The organism is Adlercreutzia equolifaciens DSM 19450, assembly GCF_000478885.1.
Lineage (GTDB): Bacteria > Actinomycetota > Coriobacteriia > Coriobacteriales > Eggerthellaceae > Adlercreutzia > Adlercreutzia equolifaciens.
The window spans coordinates 1,746,457-1,762,764 of record NC_022567.1 but is presented as its reverse complement, the minus strand read 5'-3'; the positions used below and the strand labels follow the sequence as shown (position 1 = coordinate 1,762,764).

General features: G+C 64.4%; 18 protein-coding genes. 15 read left to right on the top strand and 3 right to left on the bottom strand.

The window, feature by feature from the left end; translation table 11 throughout:
• The first annotated feature begins 49 nt into the window (after positions 1 to 49).
• From AEQU_RS06850 to hisF, 13 genes are all read left to right on the top strand, one after another.
• Complete coding sequence (locus tag AEQU_RS06850; protein WP_022740205.1) at positions 50 to 1,744, top strand: L,D-transpeptidase family protein; 1,695 nt, start codon at positions 50 to 52, stop codon at positions 1,742 to 1,744.
• Between the two features lie 6 nt (positions 1,745 to 1,750).
• Positions 1,751 to 2,626: a glutamate racemase gene (gene murI / locus AEQU_RS06845; protein WP_022740204.1), complete on the top strand. Its 876-nt coding sequence runs from the start codon at positions 1,751 to 1,753 to the stop codon at positions 2,624 to 2,626.
• A gap of 45 nt (positions 2,627 to 2,671) precedes the next feature.
• Positions 2,672 to 3,298: an RdgB/HAM1 family non-canonical purine NTP pyrophosphatase gene (gene rdgB / locus AEQU_RS06840; RefSeq protein ID WP_022740203.1), complete on the top strand. Its 627-nt coding sequence runs from the start codon at positions 2,672 to 2,674 to the stop codon at positions 3,296 to 3,298.
• A gap of 135 nt (positions 3,299 to 3,433) precedes the next feature.
• Positions 3,434 to 3,817, top strand: a complete 384-nt coding sequence (locus tag AEQU_RS06835) for a MerR family transcriptional regulator (protein WP_022740202.1) — start codon at positions 3,434 to 3,436, stop codon at positions 3,815 to 3,817.
• 132 nt (positions 3,818 to 3,949) lie between these two features.
• Positions 3,950 to 4,675, top strand: a complete 726-nt coding sequence (larB, locus tag AEQU_RS06830; protein ID WP_244874816.1) for a nickel pincer cofactor biosynthesis protein LarB — start codon at positions 3,950 to 3,952, stop codon at positions 4,673 to 4,675.
• A 64-nt stretch (positions 4,676 to 4,739) separates the two neighbouring features.
• On the top strand, positions 4,740 to 5,591 hold the full coding sequence (gene larC / locus AEQU_RS06825) for a nickel pincer cofactor biosynthesis protein LarC (protein ID WP_022740200.1): 852 nt from the start codon (positions 4,740 to 4,742) through the stop codon (positions 5,589 to 5,591).
• Between the two features lie 318 nt (positions 5,592 to 5,909).
• Positions 5,910 to 7,622 carry an ATP phosphoribosyltransferase gene (gene hisG / locus AEQU_RS06820; RefSeq protein WP_070098418.1) on the top strand — a complete coding sequence of 571 codons (1,713 nt, stop codon included), beginning with the start codon at positions 5,910 to 5,912 and terminating at the stop codon, positions 7,620 to 7,622.
• 12 nt (positions 7,623 to 7,634) lie between these two features.
• Positions 7,635 to 8,996, top strand: a complete 1,362-nt coding sequence (gene hisD, locus AEQU_RS06815; protein ID WP_022740198.1) for a histidinol dehydrogenase — start codon at positions 7,635 to 7,637, stop codon at positions 8,994 to 8,996.
• Positions 8,989 to 10,083, top strand: a complete 1,095-nt coding sequence (gene hisC, locus AEQU_RS06810) for a histidinol-phosphate transaminase (protein ID WP_022740197.1) — start codon at positions 8,989 to 8,991, stop codon at positions 10,081 to 10,083. The genes hisD and hisC overlap by 8 nt, the downstream gene beginning before the upstream one ends.
• A 12-nt stretch (positions 10,084 to 10,095) precedes the next feature.
• Positions 10,096 to 10,686, top strand: coding sequence for an imidazoleglycerol-phosphate dehydratase HisB (gene hisB, locus AEQU_RS06805; protein ID WP_022740196.1), 591 nt, complete (start codon positions 10,096 to 10,098; stop codon positions 10,684 to 10,686).
• Entirely contained in the window at positions 10,683 to 11,387 is a 705-nt protein-coding gene (gene hisH / locus AEQU_RS06800) for an imidazole glycerol phosphate synthase subunit HisH (protein ID WP_022740195.1), read from the top strand. The genes hisB and hisH overlap by 4 nt, the downstream gene beginning before the upstream one ends.
• Before the next feature lie 2 nt (positions 11,388 to 11,389).
• A complete protein-coding gene (gene hisA / locus AEQU_RS06795) occupies positions 11,390 to 12,181 on the top strand; it encodes a 1-(5-phosphoribosyl)-5-[(5-phosphoribosylamino)methylideneamino]imidazole-4-carboxamide isomerase (protein ID WP_022740194.1) in 792 nt (263 codons plus the stop codon).
• A 233-nt stretch (positions 12,182 to 12,414) separates the two neighbouring features.
• Complete coding sequence (hisF, locus tag AEQU_RS06790) at positions 12,415 to 13,179, top strand: imidazole glycerol phosphate synthase subunit HisF (RefSeq protein WP_041714584.1); 765 nt, start codon at positions 12,415 to 12,417, stop codon at positions 13,177 to 13,179.
• 126 nt (positions 13,180 to 13,305) lie between these two features.
• Here hisF and AEQU_RS06785 read toward each other — a convergent pair whose 3' ends face one another.
• The 3 genes from AEQU_RS06785 to AEQU_RS06775 form a co-directional block, all read right to left on the bottom strand.
• The gene (locus AEQU_RS06785) at positions 13,306 to 14,487 is read right to left on the bottom strand and encodes an Rv1352/Rv1906c domain-containing protein (RefSeq protein ID WP_144079477.1); all 1,182 of its coding nucleotides are present in this window, start codon (positions 14,485 to 14,487) and stop codon (positions 13,306 to 13,308) included.
• Between the two features lie 264 nt (positions 14,488 to 14,751).
• Complete coding sequence (locus AEQU_RS12915) at positions 14,752 to 15,033, bottom strand: helix-turn-helix domain-containing protein (protein ID WP_022740191.1); 282 nt, start codon at positions 15,031 to 15,033, stop codon at positions 14,752 to 14,754.
• Positions 15,023 to 15,370, bottom strand: a complete 348-nt coding sequence (locus tag AEQU_RS06775; RefSeq protein WP_022740190.1) for a type II toxin-antitoxin system RelE/ParE family toxin — start codon at positions 15,368 to 15,370, stop codon at positions 15,023 to 15,025. Before AEQU_RS06775 ends, AEQU_RS12915 begins: the two co-directional genes overlap by 11 nt.
• Before the next feature lie 104 nt (positions 15,371 to 15,474).
• Here AEQU_RS06775 and AEQU_RS06770 point away from each other — a divergent pair, with 104 nt between their 5' ends.
• Positions 15,475 to 15,768 (top strand): helix-turn-helix domain-containing protein, encoded by a 294-nt coding sequence (locus tag AEQU_RS06770; protein ID WP_022740189.1) that lies wholly within the window; start codon positions 15,475 to 15,477, stop codon positions 15,766 to 15,768.
• 9 nt (positions 15,769 to 15,777) lie between these two features.
• Entirely contained in the window at positions 15,778 to 16,101 is a 324-nt protein-coding gene (gene hisI, locus AEQU_RS06765) for a phosphoribosyl-AMP cyclohydrolase (RefSeq protein WP_022740188.1), read from the top strand.
• Positions 16,102 to 16,308 lie beyond the last annotated feature (207 nt).

Genomic DNA, 16,308 nt, shown 5'->3' with positions numbered 1-16,308 from the left:
CTTGCGCGGCGGCCCCAAAGTAAGTTGAATCGCACCACGGAAGCGCACTATGCCACGACACAGCACATCTGACAATCGAATTTCCGAAGCGGGCGCAAGCGCTACCCGCGGTTTCGTCATGCCCGAGGGCCGCTTCGGCGCGCCGAGGCCCGTGGGGCCCCAGGCCACGGGCGCGATGCCGCCCCAGCACGACCAGGGAACCGCCGCGATGCCCCCTCAGCCTTCGCGCCCCGCAATCAGCGGCACCGGCGCCATGCCCGTCGTGCCCCCCATGGGCCCGACGTCCGGCGGCTACGTGCCCGGCTACCAGGTGAATGCCCGGCCGCCCAAGAAGCATCGGGGGCTCAAGATCTTCGGCATCGTGATGGCCTCCATTCTAGGCGCCATCGCCCTTGTCTACTTCGCCGGTGTCATCGTGTTCTCCGGGCGCTTCTTCCCGCAGTCCACCATCATCGGCATGGACATCTCCGGCAAGACGCCCGAAGAGGTCCATCAGATGCTCGACGAGGTGCTGGGCGACTACACCTTCAAGGTGGAGGGCCCGGGTCTTTCCCTCACGCTGGACGCCACGGACATGGGCATGGCGCTCGACAGCCAATCTATCGCCGACGGCCTTCTGGCCGAGATGAACCCCTGGGCGTGGCCCTACGAGGTGTTCCAGCGCCACGACGACACCGATGACTTGGTCTCCACCCTGGAGAACTCGAAGCTGGCCGACACGCTGACCGCCGCCGTGGAGGAGGCCAACGCCCGCGGCACCGCTCCCAAGAACGCCACCGTGGCCTATGACGCCGACGAGGGCGGCTATGTCGTCGTGCCCGAGGAGGAGGGCAACACCCTTTTGGCCGACGTCGTCATCGACGAGGTGACGCGGGGCACGGTGAACTTCGCGCCGAAGGTGCCGCTCTCCGACGCCGTGCTGGCCAAGCCCACGGTGACGCGCGACGACCCCGCACTGGCCGAGGCGCGCGATGCGGCCAACAAGTACCTCGGCGGGGCGCTTTCCCTCACCATGGCGGGCGCCGAGAAGATGGCCATCACCGCCGACGAGATCGCCGAGCACATCACCTTGGGCGACGATCTCTCCGTGACCTTCGACCCTGAGCCTTTGGTGGCGGCGGTGAAGGAGAAGGTGAACGCCATGGACACCACGGGCGCTACCCGCACGTTCACGCGTCCCGACGGCAAGGCCGTCACGGTGAAGGGCGGCGACTACGGCTGGATCACCGACAGCCAGGCCACCGCCGACGCCGTGCGCGAGGCGCTCACCTCCGGGGCGGGCGGCACGCTGGAGATCATCATGAAGCAGAACGCGGCCCAGGCCCCCGACGAGGGCGGCCGCGACTTCGGCACCCGCTACATTGACGTGGATCTCACCGAGCAGCACGCGCGCTTCTACGGCGAGGACGGCGCCATTGTCTGGGAGAGCGATATCGTCAGCGGCAAGCCCGCCGACGGGCGTGACACGCCCCAGGGCACCTACTACATCAAGACCAACGACGGCAAGTCGGTGCTGCGCGGCTACAAGCCCGACGGCACCAAGGACTACGAGACCGAGGTGGAGTTCTGGATGCCCTTCAAGGACAACTCCGTGGGCTTCCACGACGCGGGTTGGCAGGAGAAGTTCGGCGGCGACTGGTACGTCGAGCACGGCAGCCACGGCTGCATCAACCTGCCTCCCGATAAGGCCGAAGAGCTCCACGGGCTTCTGTCGGTGGGCGACGTCGTCGTCGTGCACGAGTAGGGCGCTGTGGATACGGAGCATTTCGACAACCGCCCCATCGGGGTGTTCGATTCCGGCTACGGGGGCCTCACGGTGGCCCGCGCGCTGCAGAAGCGCCTGCCGGAGGAGTCCATCCTGTACTTCGGCGACTCAGCGCGCTGCCCCTATGGGCCCCGCGATCAGGCCGAGGTGGACGGCTTCGTGCAGCAGATCTGCACGTGGCTCGTCGGCCGGGACGTGAAGATGATCGTCATCGCCTGCAACACGGCCACGGCCGCCGGCCTCGCCCATGCCCAGGAGAACTTCTCCGTGCCCGTCGTCGGCGTGGTGGAGCCGGGCGCCCGGGCGGCGGCCCATACGACGCTCAACCGGCGCGTGGGGGTCATCGCCACCAAGGGCACCGTGGATTCCAACGCCTACAGCGACGCCATACGCCACATCGACGCCGGCATCACCGTGTTCTCCACGGCGACGCCTCGGTTCGTGGAGATCGCCGAGATGGGGCTGAAGCTCTCCGACGGGCCCATCGAGGACTACATGGCCGACACCACCAAGGTCTACATCCGCCCGGAGTTCGAGGACATCGCCCGGCAGTACCTGGAGCCGCTGCGCCGCTGCGACATCGACACGCTCGTTTTGGGCTGCACCCACTATCCGCTTCTGAAGGCGCTCATCGGGGGCGTGGTGGGGCGCAAGGTCACGCTGGTGAACTCGGCCGACGAGACGGCCCGCGACGTCGATCACATCCTGCGCCGGCGCCGCGCCCACGCCCGCTCGGGCAACGTGCCCGTCCACTCGTTTTTCACCACGGCCGACGATGTGGAGGAGTTCCGGCGCTTCGGCGGCCGCGTGCTCGCCCGCCCCATGGACGTCGTCGCGCATGTGGATCTGCCCGCACTGTAAGCAACCGCCCGCACCGGCGAGGTGCCCGTCTGCAAGGAGGAGCCCGTGAAGGAAGTGCTCATCGCTACGAACAACGCCCACAAGGTGGAGGAGATCCGCACGGCCCTGAACTTCGAGGGCTGGACGTTCACGACGATGGCCGAGGCGGGGGTGACATCAGATCCGGCCGAGGACGCCGACAGCTTCGAGGGCAACGCCCGCATCAAGGCCCGGGCGGCGCGTGCGGCGGCACGGGAGTCGCTGGGGCGCTTTGTGGCGGTGCTCGCCGACGACTCCGGTTTGGAGGTGGACGCCCTGGGCGGCGCGCCGGGGGTCTTCTCGGCGCGCTACGCGGGACCCGACGGGGACGATGCGGCCAACAACGCGAAGCTTCTGGCCGAGCTTGCCGCCGTGCCGGATGCCGAGCGCACGGCGCGGTTCGTGTGCACGCTCGTGTTCATCGACGAGGACGGCACGGAATCGGTGGCCCGCGGCACCATCGAGGGTTCCATCGGGCGCGAACCCCGCGGCAGCGAGGGCTTCGGCTACGACCCGCTGTTTTTGCCCGACGAGTACGGCGGCATGCGGGCGCTGGCCGAGGTCTCCCAGGCCGAGAAGAACGGCATATCTCATCGGGGAAATGCCTTGCGCGTGCTCAAAAAGGCCCTTTCCCAAAGCGTTGACGAACGGTAAAAATGGGCTGTGTGCGGGGCTTTTCCGTGGGATATTATTTCGATCTATTGACTTATAGCATACTCCATATGGTCTAATGGACACGCAGGCTGCGCGAACGTGAGATGCGCAGCGGCGCGTTTCGAAGGGGACGGCATGAAGATTGCGGAAGTCAGCAAGCGCTACGGTGTTTCCACCGACACGCTGCGCTATTACGAGCGCATTGGCCTGTTGCGCCATGTGCCTCGCAACAAGAGCGGCATTCGCGATTACGACGAGGCCAGCTGCAATGCCGTCGAGTTCGTCAAATGCATGCGCGATGCCGGCATGTCCATCGAGTCTTTGGTGGAGTACATGGAGCTTCTGGAGCAGGGCGATGAGACGACGGCGGCCCGCAAGGAGCTTCTTTTGAGGCAGGGCGACGAGATCCGGGAGCGCATTGCCGGCCTGGAGCGGGCCTTGGCGCGTCTCGAGTACAAGATCGAGCACTACGACGAGGTCATGACGGCCACCGAGCGGACTCTGCGCGCGGGGGAGTAACCGCCGCGAATGCGTTTGTTCCGTGGGCGTTGCCCTCGAGTCTTTTATTGGAGCTGACTCCAACATTTATCATGGCTTTCCGAGAAACCAACTGAGAACGAGTGAGGGCGTTCGTCGGAAAGCGGGGTGGCCGTGGCCTTTCACCAGAGCGAGAATTCTGAGAGTCTTTGCGGCGGAGCCGCGTTCGCGCGGCCCGACTACGACCGTGCGATGCGACAGGGCGCCGGCGAGGTGATTTACGGCGAGGGAAAGACCGCCGAGCAGATCGCCGCCATCGCCTCGTCGCTCATGGGCGCCGGTCAACCGCGCGTTCTGGCGACCCGCGTGGACGCGAAGAAGGCCGATGCCGTTGCCGCTCTATGGGGCGACGACGGCGGGATCGCCCCGTGCGCCTACTACGAGACGGCGCGGCTCGTCGTGTTCGGCGGCATGCCCGCGCCCGACGGGGACGGGGTGGTGGCCATCGCCTGCGCCGGCACGAGCGATCTGCCTGTGGCCGAGGAGGCGGCGCTCACCGCGGAGTTCCTCGGCAACGAGGTGCGGCGCTTCTACGATGTGGGCGTGGCGGGCATCCATCGACTCTTGGATGTGGCCGACGAGCTGCGCGCGGCCCGAGTCGTGGTGGCGGTGGCCGGCATGGAGGGCGCGCTCGCCTCCGTGGTGGGGGGTCTCGTCTCCGCGCCGGTGATCGCGGTGCCCACCTCGGTGGGCTACGGCGCCTCGTTCGGCGGCGTGACCGCCCTGCTCGCCATGTTGAATTCGTGTGCGAGCGGTGTGTCCGTCGTCAACATCGACAACGGCTTCGGCGCCGCCTTCCAGGCAAGCGCCATCAATCACTTGAATTCCCGACAGGGATAAACCTGCGGCGGTTCCCGCCGAGCGCGGGCGCCTCGAGGGCGGCACCATCATGAAAGGCGATGCAATGACGAAACTTCTCTATCTGGAATGCACCTCCGGTATCAGCGGCGACATGTGCGCGGCGGCCCTGCTGGATGCAGGCGCGAGCGAGGAAGCGGTGCGCCGGGCGCTGGAGAGCCTGCCTGTGGAAGGTTTCGCTGTGGAGATATCCCGGGTGAAGAAGTCGGGCTTGGACGTCTGCGACTTCAGCGTCGTGCTGGATGCCGCCCACGAGAACCACGACCACGATATGGCCTACTTGCACGGGCAGGGGGGCGCAAGCGAGCACGGCCACGACCATGACCATGGTCACGCCCACGATCACGACCATGCCCACGGTGCCCCCGGTGGCCACCACCACCGCGGCCCTGCGGAAATAGCGCAGATCATCGATGGCGCCGCCATGACCGACGGCGCCAAGGCCATCGCGCACCGCATGTTCGGCTTCGTGGCCGACGCCGAGGCGCGGGCTCATGGCGTACCTGTTGGGGAAGTTCACTTCCACGAGGTGGGCGCCGTGGATTCCATCGCCGACATTATTGCCATCGCCGTGGCGGCCGACGACTTGGCGCCCGACGGCGTTGTCGTGTCCGATCTGCCCTGCGGGTACGGCACGGTGCGCTGCCAGCACGGCCTCATCCCCGTGCCCGCCCCGGCCACGGCGTTCATCGCCGAAGCTGCCGGATTGACGCTTTCCCCGGTGGACGTGGAAGGCGAGCTCGTCACCCCCACGGGCGCCGCCGCGGCCGCCGCTCTGCGCACGGAAGCCGCCCTTCCCGAGCGCTTCTCCATCAAGGCCATCGGCATGGGCGCCGGCAAGCGCGCCTACGACACTCCCGGCATCCTCCGCGCCATGATCATCGAGCCTGCGGAGTAATTCCAACCGTAGGCGAAAATCCCATTGCTTTAGCACTCTACTGTGATAAAGTACTAGCATCGATGCGAGATCCTCGTGCGTTCTTTGCGCGGGAACTCTGTCGATAATTCGCCGTTTGCCGTCCCGGTGCGCCGGGAGGGGAGAGGGCGTGTAACATGACAATCTCGGTAATCGAAGGCGCTTGCGACGAGACGAGCCAGGCGATGGCCTCGGCTGACTGCGAGCCAGGGCGAAAGCTCCGGCTGCATGCATGCCGGGTCACAGGTCTTGAGCCGTTCGCGTGTCGTTTGCGCCAGTGAGGAATGTGCGTTGAACGCTGTGACACCATCGGGCTTCCGCGACGTGCTCTCCGAGGAGGCGCGCGTCCGCGAGGCCATCACCCGGGCCGTGGCCGACCTGTTCGCCTCTCGCGGCTACGTGCCCATCGAGACGCCCACCCTGGAGGTGATGGACGTCCTGCGGGCCGGCGGACGGGTGCCGGCCACTCCCTTCAAGTTCTTCGACTCCCGGGGCGACCTTCTGGCCATGCGCCCGGACGTCACCCTGCAGATCGCGCGCATGTGCGCCACGCGCCTGGCCGGCGTCCCCGGCCCCTTGCGCTTCCGCTACACCCAGCGGGTCTTTCGCGAGGCCGAGACGGAGAACCAGGTGCAGGCCCGCGAGCTCACCCAGTGCGGCGTGGAGTGCATCGGGGAAGTGGGGCCGGCGGCCGATGCCGAGATCGTCGCGCTCTTCGCCGAGGCGCTGCGGCTGGCCGGAGCGACGCAGTTCGTGCTCGCCATGGCCACGGTAGGGGTGCTCCGGGCCCTGCTCGAGCGCTCGGGGGCCGCCGAGCCGTGGAAGGCCGCGGTGCTGGATGCCTATCACGGCTCCGACTTCGTGGCCCTCGACCGTTTGTGCGACGCCGCCATGGGGCGCGCCGTGGAAGGGGAGGCCGTCGATGCGGGGGCTGCCGCGCCCGCCTACACCGAGGCCATCCGTCAGCTCGCGCGCATCCGGGGCGCCCAGGACGCCATCGACGCGGTGCGCGCGCTCGTGACCCCGCTCGGGTGCGTGGCCGACCTGGACGACTTCCAGGCCACCTACGATCTTCTGGGCGAGGCCGGCCTGGCCGACTCCGTGCTCGTAGACTTCTCGGTGGCCAGCTCCTTCAACTACTACACGGGCCTCGTCTTCGAGGCCTGCTCGCCCTATCTGGGCTCGCCTCTGGGCTCCGGCGGCCGCTACGACCGCATGATAGGCTCCTTCGGGGCCGATCGCCCCGCCGCGGGCTTCGCCTTCTCGCTGGAGCAGGCCATGGCCGCCGCCTCTGCCGAAGTGGACGCGGCGCCCGCAGACGCGCGCCCGCTGCGCATCGCCGTGCCCAAGGGCTCCCTGAACGCCGAGGCCATCGCCTGTTTGGAAGAGGCCGGCCTCGATGTGACGGGGCTTGCCAACCCCGGGCGCGCGCTCGTCATCTCCAACCCCGGGGTCGACTACATCATCGTGCGGCCTTCCGATGCCCCCGTCTTCGTGGCCCTGGGCGCCGCCGACTGCGGCATCTGCGGCAAGGACTCGCTTTTGGAAGTGGGCGCTGCCGTGGAGGAGCTGGTCGATCTGCGCTTCGGCGGCTGCCGCTTCGTCGTGGCGGAGTCGGCCGGCACGAGCGCGGCCATCGAGGAGCGCTACCGCAAGCTCGGCAGCATACGCATCGCCACGAAGTACCCTTCCATCACCCGTGCCCACTTCGCGCGCACCGGCACCCAGGTGGAGATCGTCTACCTGCACGGCAACATCGAGCTGGCGCCCATCACCGGCATGGCCGAGCGCATCGTCGACATCACCGCCACGGGAACCACCCTGCGCGAGAACAACCTGGAGATCGTGGAAGAGGTGCTCGCCTCCACGGCCCGCTTCTTCGCCAACGGCTGCGCCCTGCGCACCGACGAGCGCATCGTGGCGCTGGCCCGCGTGCTCGCCGAAAATGCCCCCAAGCACACTTACGCGCCCATCGCCGGCGCTTCCAACCCTGTTCAACCGACCCTGTCCTAAGGAGTGCGCCCCATGACCATGAGACGAATCGACCTGCAACCCCTCGAGCCCTTCACGAGCGACTTCATCGACCGTACCGGCGCCTTCAACCCCGGCGCCCTCGAGGCGGCCACCGCCATCATCGAGCAGGTGCGCCGGGACGGCGACGCGGCCCTGCGCGCGCTTACCGAGAAGTTCGACGGCGTGGCCATCGAGAACTTCCGCGTGCCGGGCGAGGCTATCGATGCCGCGATGGCGGAAGTGGACCCGGACACCCTCGAGGCCCTGAAGCACGCTGCGGCCCAGATCCGCGACTTCCACGAGCGCCAGAAGCGGCAGAGCTGGTTTTTCGCCCGCGAGGACGGGGCCATCGTGGGCTCGAAGGTGACGCCTTTGGAATCCGTGGGCATCTACGTACCCGGAGGACGGGCGCTGTACCCCTCAACGGTGCTCATGAACGCCCTGCCCGCCCAGGTGGCCGGCGTGGAGCGCATCGTCTGCGTGACGCCGCCCACCAAGGACGGCACGCTGGATGCGGCCATCCTCGCTGCCTGCAAGATCGCCGGCGTCACCGAGATCTACACCGTCGGCGGCGCCCAGGCCGTGGCGGCGCTCGCCTACGGCACCGAGACCATCCGCCCGGTGGCCAAGATCACCGGCCCAGGCAACGCCTTCGTGGCCGCGGCCAAGAAGCTCGTCTCGGGCGATGTGGGCATCGATATGATCGCCGGGCCGTCGGAGGTCTGCGTCGTGGCCGACGAGACGGCCGACCCGCGGCTGGTGGCCATCGATCTCATGGCCCAGGCCGAGCACGATCCTTTGGCGGCCTGCTACCTCGTCACCTTCTCGGACGCCTACGCCGACGCGGTGGAGGCGGCCATCCAGGTGCACCTGGCCGATTCCACCCGCGCCGACATCACCCGCACCTCCCTTGACGATCACGGGCTCATCGTCGTGTGCACTTCCATGGATCAGGCCCTGGAGGCGGTGAACGTCATTGCGCCCGAGCATTTGGAGATGCACGTGGAGGGCGCCATGGAGTATCTGGGCGCCATCCGCAACGCCGGCGCCATCTTCTTGGGCGCGTGGACGCCGGAGGCCGTGGGCGATTACGTGGCCGGCCCCAACCACACGCTGCCCACCGGCGGCACGGCCCGCTACTCTTCGCCGCTTTCCGTGGACGATTTCGTGAAGAAGTCCTCCATCATCCAGTACAGCCCCGCGGCCCTGAAGAACGATGCGCGCGCTGTGGTGCAGATCGCCACCCACGAGGGGCTGTGGGCCCATGCCCGCTCGGTGGCCCTGCGCCTTAAGGCGCTGCTGGACGCCGAGCAGGCGAGCGTGGCCGGCTCGGCCGCGGCGGGCGTGGAAGATGGCGAGGCGCGCGGTGAATAAGGTTCGCGCGTCGGCGCCCCAGCTTGAGGGGCTCGTTCCCTACGATCCGAAGTACCTGCCGGCCGAGGCGTACCTGTCGGCCAACGAGAATCCGCGCGACGTGGACGCCGAGGTGCGCGCCGCCATCGCGCGCCGCATCGCCCAGGTGCCTCTGAACCGCTACCCCGATCCTCTGGCCAATCGCCTGCGCGATCTTATCGCCGAGGCCAACGGGCTCGACCGCGCCAATGTCCTTCTGGGCAACGGCGGCGACGAGCTTTTGTTCGATGTGGCCCTCGCTTGGGGCGGACCGGGGCGCAGCTTCCTGAACCTGCCCCCGACCTTCTCGGTGTACGCGGCCAACGCACGGCTCACGAACACCCACTGCGTGGATGTGCCGCGTCGGGCCGACTTCTCCATCGACGAAACGGCGGTGCTTGAGCGCGTGGGGAAGGGCGACATCGATTTCGTCATCGTAACGAGCCCGAACAACCCCACGGGCCAGAGGGCGTCCACGGCGTTCATCGAAGAGCTGCTCGACGCCACCGATGCGCTCGTGCTGGTGGACGAGGCCTACTTCGAGTTCTCGCGCGCCACGGTGCGCCCTTTGCTGGCGACCCACGAGAATCTCGCCATCCTGCGCACGTTCTCGAAGGCGTTCTCGCTGGCGGGCGTGCGCCTGGGCTACGTTTTGGCGAACGCGCCGGTCATCGAGGAGCTGTGCAAGGTGCGCCAGCCCTATTCCGTGGACGCCGTCTCCCAGGCCATAGGAGAGGTGGTCTTCGAGAACCGCGCCCGCTTCGAGCCGGGCATCCGCGAGATCATCGAGGAGCGGGGCCGCGTCATGGAGGCGCTGCGCACCCTGCCCGGCGTGACCGCCTACCCGTCGGATTCCAACTGGATTCTGTTCTCGATGGAAGATGCCGGGGCGGCCTGGCAGTACCTGTACGACCGCGGCGTGCTCGTGCGCGATTTCAGCAGCGCCCCCATGCTCGAGGGCTGTCTGCGGGCGACCATCGGCACGCCGGAGCAGAACGACGCGTTCATCCGCGGGCTGCGCGACTTTCTGTCCGAGAGCCGCGAGCGGCGCGCGCGGGCTATGCAATAGGGAAGGAGAGCAATGACGAGAGAGGCCACCATCCTCCGCGAGACGGCGGAGACGCGCATCGAGGTCACGGTGAACCTGGACGGCGCGGGACGCGCGGACGTGGCAAGCGGCATCGGGTTCTTCGACCACATGCTGTGCGCCTTCGCGCGTCACGGCCGCTTCGATCTGAAGGTGTCGGTGCGCGGCGACTTGCATGTGGACGGCCACCACACGGTGGAGGACACGGGCATCGTGCTGGGGCGCGCTTTGGCCGAGGCCTTGGGAGAGAAGGCCGGCATCGAGCGGTTCGGCAGCGCGTTCGTGCCGATGGACGAGGCGCTGGTGCTGGCGGCCCTGGATATCTCCGGGCGTGGGCAGCTGCACTGGGATGTGGAGGTGCCCTTCGGCATGGTGGGCGATTTCGACACCCAGCTCGCCCGGGAGTTCTTCATCGCGCTCGCGGCCAACGCGGGCATCACCCTGCACATCCGGCAGCTCGCCGGCGACAACGTGCACCACATCTTCGAGGCCGCCTTCAAGGCGGCAGGCCGCGCCCTGCGCCAGGCCGTGGCCGTCGACCCGGCCTTGGGCGGCGCGGTTCCTTCCACGAAGGGGGTTCTGTGAGCATCGTCATTGTCGACTATCACAAGGGGAACCTGCTCTCGGTGGAGCGGGGACTTGTAGGCGCGGGGGCAGACGTCGTCGTGACCGATAAGGCGGATGTCATCCGCGCGGCCGACGCCGTGGTGCTGCCCGGCGTGGGAGCCTTCGCCGATGCCGCCGCGTCCATGGAGGAGATGGGCCAGATGGAGGCGGTGCACGTGGCGGTGGCCGGCGGTGCGCCGTTTTTGGGCATCTGCTTAGGGATGCACCTCATGTTCGAGGCGGGCACCGAGCACGCGCCCGTTGACGGTCCGCTGCCGCGCGGCCTCGGCTTCATCGAGGGCGTGGTAGACGCCATGCCCCGCACCGACGCTGCCGGCCGCGCCTACAAAGTGCCCCATGTGGGATGGAACTCTGTGGAGTTCTCCGAGCCGAATTCGCTGTTCGACGGAATTGCGCCCGGCGAGTTTTTCTACTTCACCCACAGCTTCGTGGCGCCGCCGAGCGCGGCCACCATTGCCGAGACGGTGCACTCGGTGACCTTCCCCTGCGCCGTGCAGGTGCCGGGCCGTCCCGTCTTCGGCGTGCAGTTCCATCCGGAGAAGAGCTCGGATGCGGGCGCGCGCCTGCTTGCCAACTTCGCAACCATTGCACGAGCCGCGCGCGCCGACAGCGCGCACGCTGATAAGGTGGCGGAAAACCCCGTCGCGTCAAAGGAGTAGCCATGTACCTTCTTCCTGCCATCGATCTTTTGGACGGGCGCGCGGTGCGTCTGGCCAAGGGAGACTACGATGCCGTCACCGTGTACAACGACGATCCGGCGTATCAGGCCCAGCTGTTCGAGGAGGCCGGTGCGACATGGCTTCATGTGGTCGATCTGGATGGCGCGAAGTCCGGCAATCCCGACAACCTGGAAGTGGTGCGCGCGATTTTGGCGCGCACGAGCCTGAAAGTGGAGGTAGGCGGCGGCGTGCGCTCGCTCGAGGCCGCCGATCGCCTGCTCGACGCCGGCGCGACCCGGGTTATTCTAGGCACCGCGCTCGTGCGCGACCCCGATTTCGCCCAGGCGGCCATGGAGAAGTTCGGCCCCGATGCCCTGGTTGCCGGCATCGACGCGAAGGCCGGCGAGGCCGCCGTGGCCGGCTGGACGGAGGGCTCGGGCGTGGCTGCCGCCGACCTGGCCCGCCGCATGGCGGCGATGGGGTACGAGCACCTCGTCTACACCGACATTGCCCGCGACGGCATGCAGACCGGCGTGGAGAACGACGCCTACGCGAAGATGGCCGCCGCCTTCGGCAACCCGGTCATCGTTTCCGGCGGCATTGCCACCGCGGCTGACATCCGGGCGCTGGCTCCCATCGCCGACGCCGTGGAGGGCGTCATTACCGGTCGGGCCATCTACGAGGGCACCCTTACCGTGGCCGACGGCGTCGCGGCGTGCGACGGCACCTTCCACCTGTCCGATCAGTTGGAAGAGGAGGGGCGTCCCCTGACCATCGAAGAGTTGGAAAGCTAGCAAACAAGGAAGAGTAGCCCGGGCGATGCCGGGTGCCTTGACCGAGCGAATCTTATCGAGAGAGTGAGAGTAGTCGGCGAAACAGACGGTGTTGCGACCGAGCGAGTTCCGCAGATGGTATCGAAGGCGATAAACGATGGGGAGCGGTTAGCCCTGACGCCTTCGATACCAGCGAGGACTGTCTGAGCGAATCGCAATACCGTCTGGTTCGCTGACGGACAGGTTGACAAAAGATGCTGACAAAGAGAGTAATCCCCTGCCTGGACGTAAAGGACGGCCGCGTCGTGAAGGGCGTGAACTTCGTGGGGCTGCGCGATGCGGGCGACCCCATCGAGCTGGCCCGTGCCTACGACGAGCAGAAGGCCGACGAGGTGATTTTTTTGGACATCACCGCCACGAGCGACGACCGCGCCACCACGGTGGAGCTCGCGAGCCACGCCTCGGCCGAGCTGCACCTCCCATACTGCGTGGGCGGCGGCTTCCGCAGCGTGGCCGATATTCGCAAGATGATCGCCGCCGGCGCCGACAAGGTGTCGGTGAACTCGGCGGCCGTGACGAACCCTCAGCTCATCACCGATGCGGCCCGGGCCTTCGGCACTCAGGCGATTCTGTGCGCCATCGACGCGAAAGCGGTGCCCGGCAATCCCAACAAGTGGGAGGTCTACGTGGCCGGTGGCCGCAAGAACACTCATATCGACGCCATCGAATGGGCGCGCGAGGCGGCCCGGCGCGGAGCGGGGGAGATCCTGCTCACCTCCATGGATCGCGACGGCAGCCGCGACGGCTTCGACTGTCACCTGACGCGCTCCGTGGCCCGGGCCGTGGACATCCCCGTCATCGCCAGCGGCGGCGTGGGCAAGCTCGAGCACTTCGCCGAGGGCATCATCGAGGGCGAGGCCGACGCCGTGCTCGCCGCCAGCGTCTTCCACTTCGGCGAGCTCACCGTGCGCCAAGTAAAGGAATCCATGCGAGACGCCGGCATCCCCGTGCGGCTGTAGACGCGTTTAAGATCCGTTTCGATTTATACTGGTTTCTGACCGCATTTAGATCGAGATCCCTCAGCGCTTCATGTGATAGCTGCTTACCATTTCGAATTATACACGCACAAAGATTACTTTATTTATCTAAAGTATGATTTCTGCTCTGCTGACGACGAGATACTGGCTGTTGCTTACGGTGCAATATGTCGTTCCCTCAAAATTGTCATTCTCCTGAATATCGCGGGTGACAGAGGAATTGTCGTAGATGCAGTAATATCCGCGATCGTCGGTTGCGGAAAGCTTGTACTCTCCAGCGGGGATGTCGAATCCGATTTTGTACATCCCGTCTCCGCTCGGTGTGCTTGTTGGTGTGGCATAAGCGATTTCGACCATGGAACAACGTGATAGCTCGATGCACTGACCATCTTCCAGATTTATATAGTTTACACTGGAGAAATTGTCGTTTTCAAGAATCTCGGATTTGCTTGTATCTGGGTACACACAGTAATACCCTCCTTTGCCGGAGGATTCCAGCTTGTACTCGCCTGCCGGTATGTCTTCCCCCACCTTATACGTGCCGGCGGGATGGATAGCGTTGGCAAGCGCTTCGCGAGCGGCCTTCTCCTCTGCCTCCGTTTTCGCTTTCGCCTCTTCTTCCTCTCGCCGTTCTTGCATTGCGTTCTGAATAATAGTCAATTCATCTTTAGTGTATGTGGTTTGGCGAGCAAGGCTCTCAAGATACCAGCAGCCTTCTGTTCCAGTTGCTGCATCTATCGCATAAAACAGGGAAACGATTTTGTTCTCACTGGGCAATACGAGAATGCATAAGTTGTATAAATCTCCATTAATGTTTGCATTAGAGGCAGAAGCGATCCTGCAACTAATACCCTGAATGGAGCAGATGTTTTGACTGATGTTTACTTCTGGATTCGTGTATTCCGCGAGTATTCCGTCGCAGAACTCTTCCAAAGACAGTTCGCATTCTTCTATTGGCATATTATCCATCGAGTTCTCTTGAACGCAAACTTGCGCATTTGAGCTGTATCCAGAGGCATACCACAAGCCGTCGGTTCCTCTGTCACCATCGTTCTGCCAATCTTCGCCTATTGGTACATTGATGCCGTATAATTCAACTGTGGTAGTTTGTCCGTTGTCTCCTATGGGGAGAGACTCAGCTTGGTCGATACTAGAAGTTGCTGGAAGCTCATTTTCCTCCATCGCATGCTCTTTGGTGGAAGAGCATGCGATGAGCGATATGCTCAAGAGTAGTCCCAATAGCGAAACACCTGCAATCGCTCCAGCTGAACGGTTAATCGGCAACCCCATAGAAGATCCTCCTTAACATAATCTGTATGCACGAATAAGTACACGCATATATTACGTTATGCTACTAGTTATATGAGCAAAGAGAATATCATGATATATACGACATGACAAGATTGATTTGAGCTGAAGAAAGGGAGCGTAGCGCGGGTAACCGTTTAGGGTAACCGTTAGTGCTGATTCTCGATTCGAGAAAGGAGAATGGGAACCGACGAGCGCTCTCGTTCGCATCACGTACAGAGCATTGAAATAAGCGGACGGCTCGGCTTAAACGAACCGAATCTCGAGCTTCTTCCCGAAGCAGTGAGCGAGTTTTTGCAACGTCGAAATAGTGGGGTTGCCGTTTCCGTTCTCGAGCCGACTTATGTTGGATTGTTTCATGCCGCAGCGGTCAGCTACTTCTTGTTGGCTGAGGCCACAGCTTTGGCGTCCTTCGACAATGAGCTTCATGATTTCGTACTCAGGCTTGGCGTCCTCCCAGGCTTGGGCGAATGCTTCGTCGCGCTGGCTCCGCTGCTCGATGTAGCGCTGAACATCATTAGTCGCCATAGCGTTCCTCCCAATCTTTTTTGAAAAGTCGCGCTCGCTTGAGTTCTCTCAGCGGGGTTCGCTGCGACTTCTTCACGAAACCGTTGGTGACGATGATCTTCCGGCCTCTTCGAAAGAAGTAGAAGCATCGTGAAATGTTCGAACCGATTTTGATGCGCAACTCGAACAAGCCCTCGCCGAGCGACTTGGAATGGGGCTCTCTCAAATCGGTGCCTTTCTCCGACAGAAGCGTCAGTTCCTGGAGGGCCTTGATCGCCATTCTCTGGTCGAGTGAATCGAGAAAGGCTTCCATAGGGCAAGAGCCCTCTCTGGTGCGATAGAACTCGATCTCGAACATTTCTGCTCCTTTATATCATATATGGTATGTCTTTGCAATGTCATGTACTATAATGCAACTATCACTTTAGCAGGTTACGAACTATAGTGCAATAGGAGATTTGAATGGCTAAGGAGAACAGCGTTATCGACTGGGAGGCCTACGGGACGTTGCTGAAGGCGGCGCGGCTGGCCAACGGGTACTCGCGGGGCAAGAAGCTCACCGATGCGGTGGAGGAGAAGACGGGCATGAAGATCTCGGAGCGCACGATTTACGCGCTGGAGGACGCCTCGCGCGCGCCTTCCGCCGATATCTTCCTCGCGCTGCAGCAGGTGCTGCCCGAGCTGTGCGATCCGGAGTACATGCGTCCGGCCTTCCGCAAGGCCGACATCAAGGTCATGCTCGTCACGCTACCCTAAGGAGGAGAGGTGAATCTTCCCGAGCTGAAGTACAACGAGGCGGGGCTCGTCCCCTGCATCGTTCAGGACGCCGATACGGGCGAGGTGCTCATGATGGCGTGGATGAGCGCCGAGTCGCTGGCGCTCACGCTGGAGCGCGGCGAAACCGTGTTCTGGAGCCGTAGCCGGCGCGAGCTGTGGCACAAGGGCGCCACCAGCGGCAACACCCAGAAGCTGGTCGATCTGCGCTACGACTGCGACGCCGATACCCTGCTCGCGCTGGTGCATCCGGCCGGTCCCGCCTGCCACACGGGGGAGCGAACCTGCTTCTACCGCTCGATGTTGGAAGAGTAGCTGGTTGCTCGTGCTTTGTGCTCGCCGAGTGAAGGTGCGAGAGATGTTTTAGCTGGATGATTCCAGAAATCGATGCCCAGAAGTTGGAAAAGGTGATTTTTTGGTCAGAAACGGCTGCTGCCAAAAATCATGAGAACAAAAAAGCACATTTTCCAACTAAATGAGTCCACTTTTTCACATATTCCAAATCGGAAGATCAAGGTTCGA

Bases quoted from the DNA above. Each gene is read 5' to 3' on its own strand.
- AEQU_RS06770 (WP_022740189.1), top strand. From the start codon at position 15,475: ATGGCTAAGGAGAACAGCGTTATCGACTGGGAGGCCTACGGGACGTTG.
- larC (WP_022740200.1), top strand. From the start codon at position 4,740: ATGACGAAACTTCTCTATCTGGAATGCACCTCCGGTATCAGCGGCGAC.
- hisD (WP_022740198.1), top strand. From the start codon at position 7,635: ATGACCATGAGACGAATCGACCTGCAACCCCTCGAGCCCTTCACGAGC.
- AEQU_RS06775 (WP_022740190.1), bottom strand. From the start codon at position 15,370: ATGTTCGAGATCGAGTTCTATCGCACCAGAGAGGGCTCTTGCCCTATG.
- hisF (WP_041714584.1), top strand. From the start codon at position 12,415: ATGCTGACAAAGAGAGTAATCCCCTGCCTGGACGTAAAGGACGGCCGC.
- AEQU_RS12915 (WP_022740191.1), bottom strand. From the start codon at position 15,033: ATGGCGACTAATGATGTTCAGCGCTACATCGAGCAGCGGAGCCAGCGC.
- AEQU_RS06785 (WP_144079477.1), bottom strand. From the start codon at position 14,487: ATGGGGTTGCCGATTAACCGTTCAGCTGGAGCGATTGCAGGTGTTTCG.
- AEQU_RS06835 (WP_022740202.1), top strand. From the start codon at position 3,434: ATGAAGATTGCGGAAGTCAGCAAGCGCTACGGTGTTTCCACCGACACG.
- hisA (WP_022740194.1), top strand. From the start codon at position 11,390: ATGTACCTTCTTCCTGCCATCGATCTTTTGGACGGGCGCGCGGTGCGT.
- AEQU_RS06850 (WP_022740205.1), top strand. From the start codon at position 50: ATGCCACGACACAGCACATCTGACAATCGAATTTCCGAAGCGGGCGCA.
- hisB (WP_022740196.1), top strand. From the start codon at position 10,096: ATGACGAGAGAGGCCACCATCCTCCGCGAGACGGCGGAGACGCGCATC.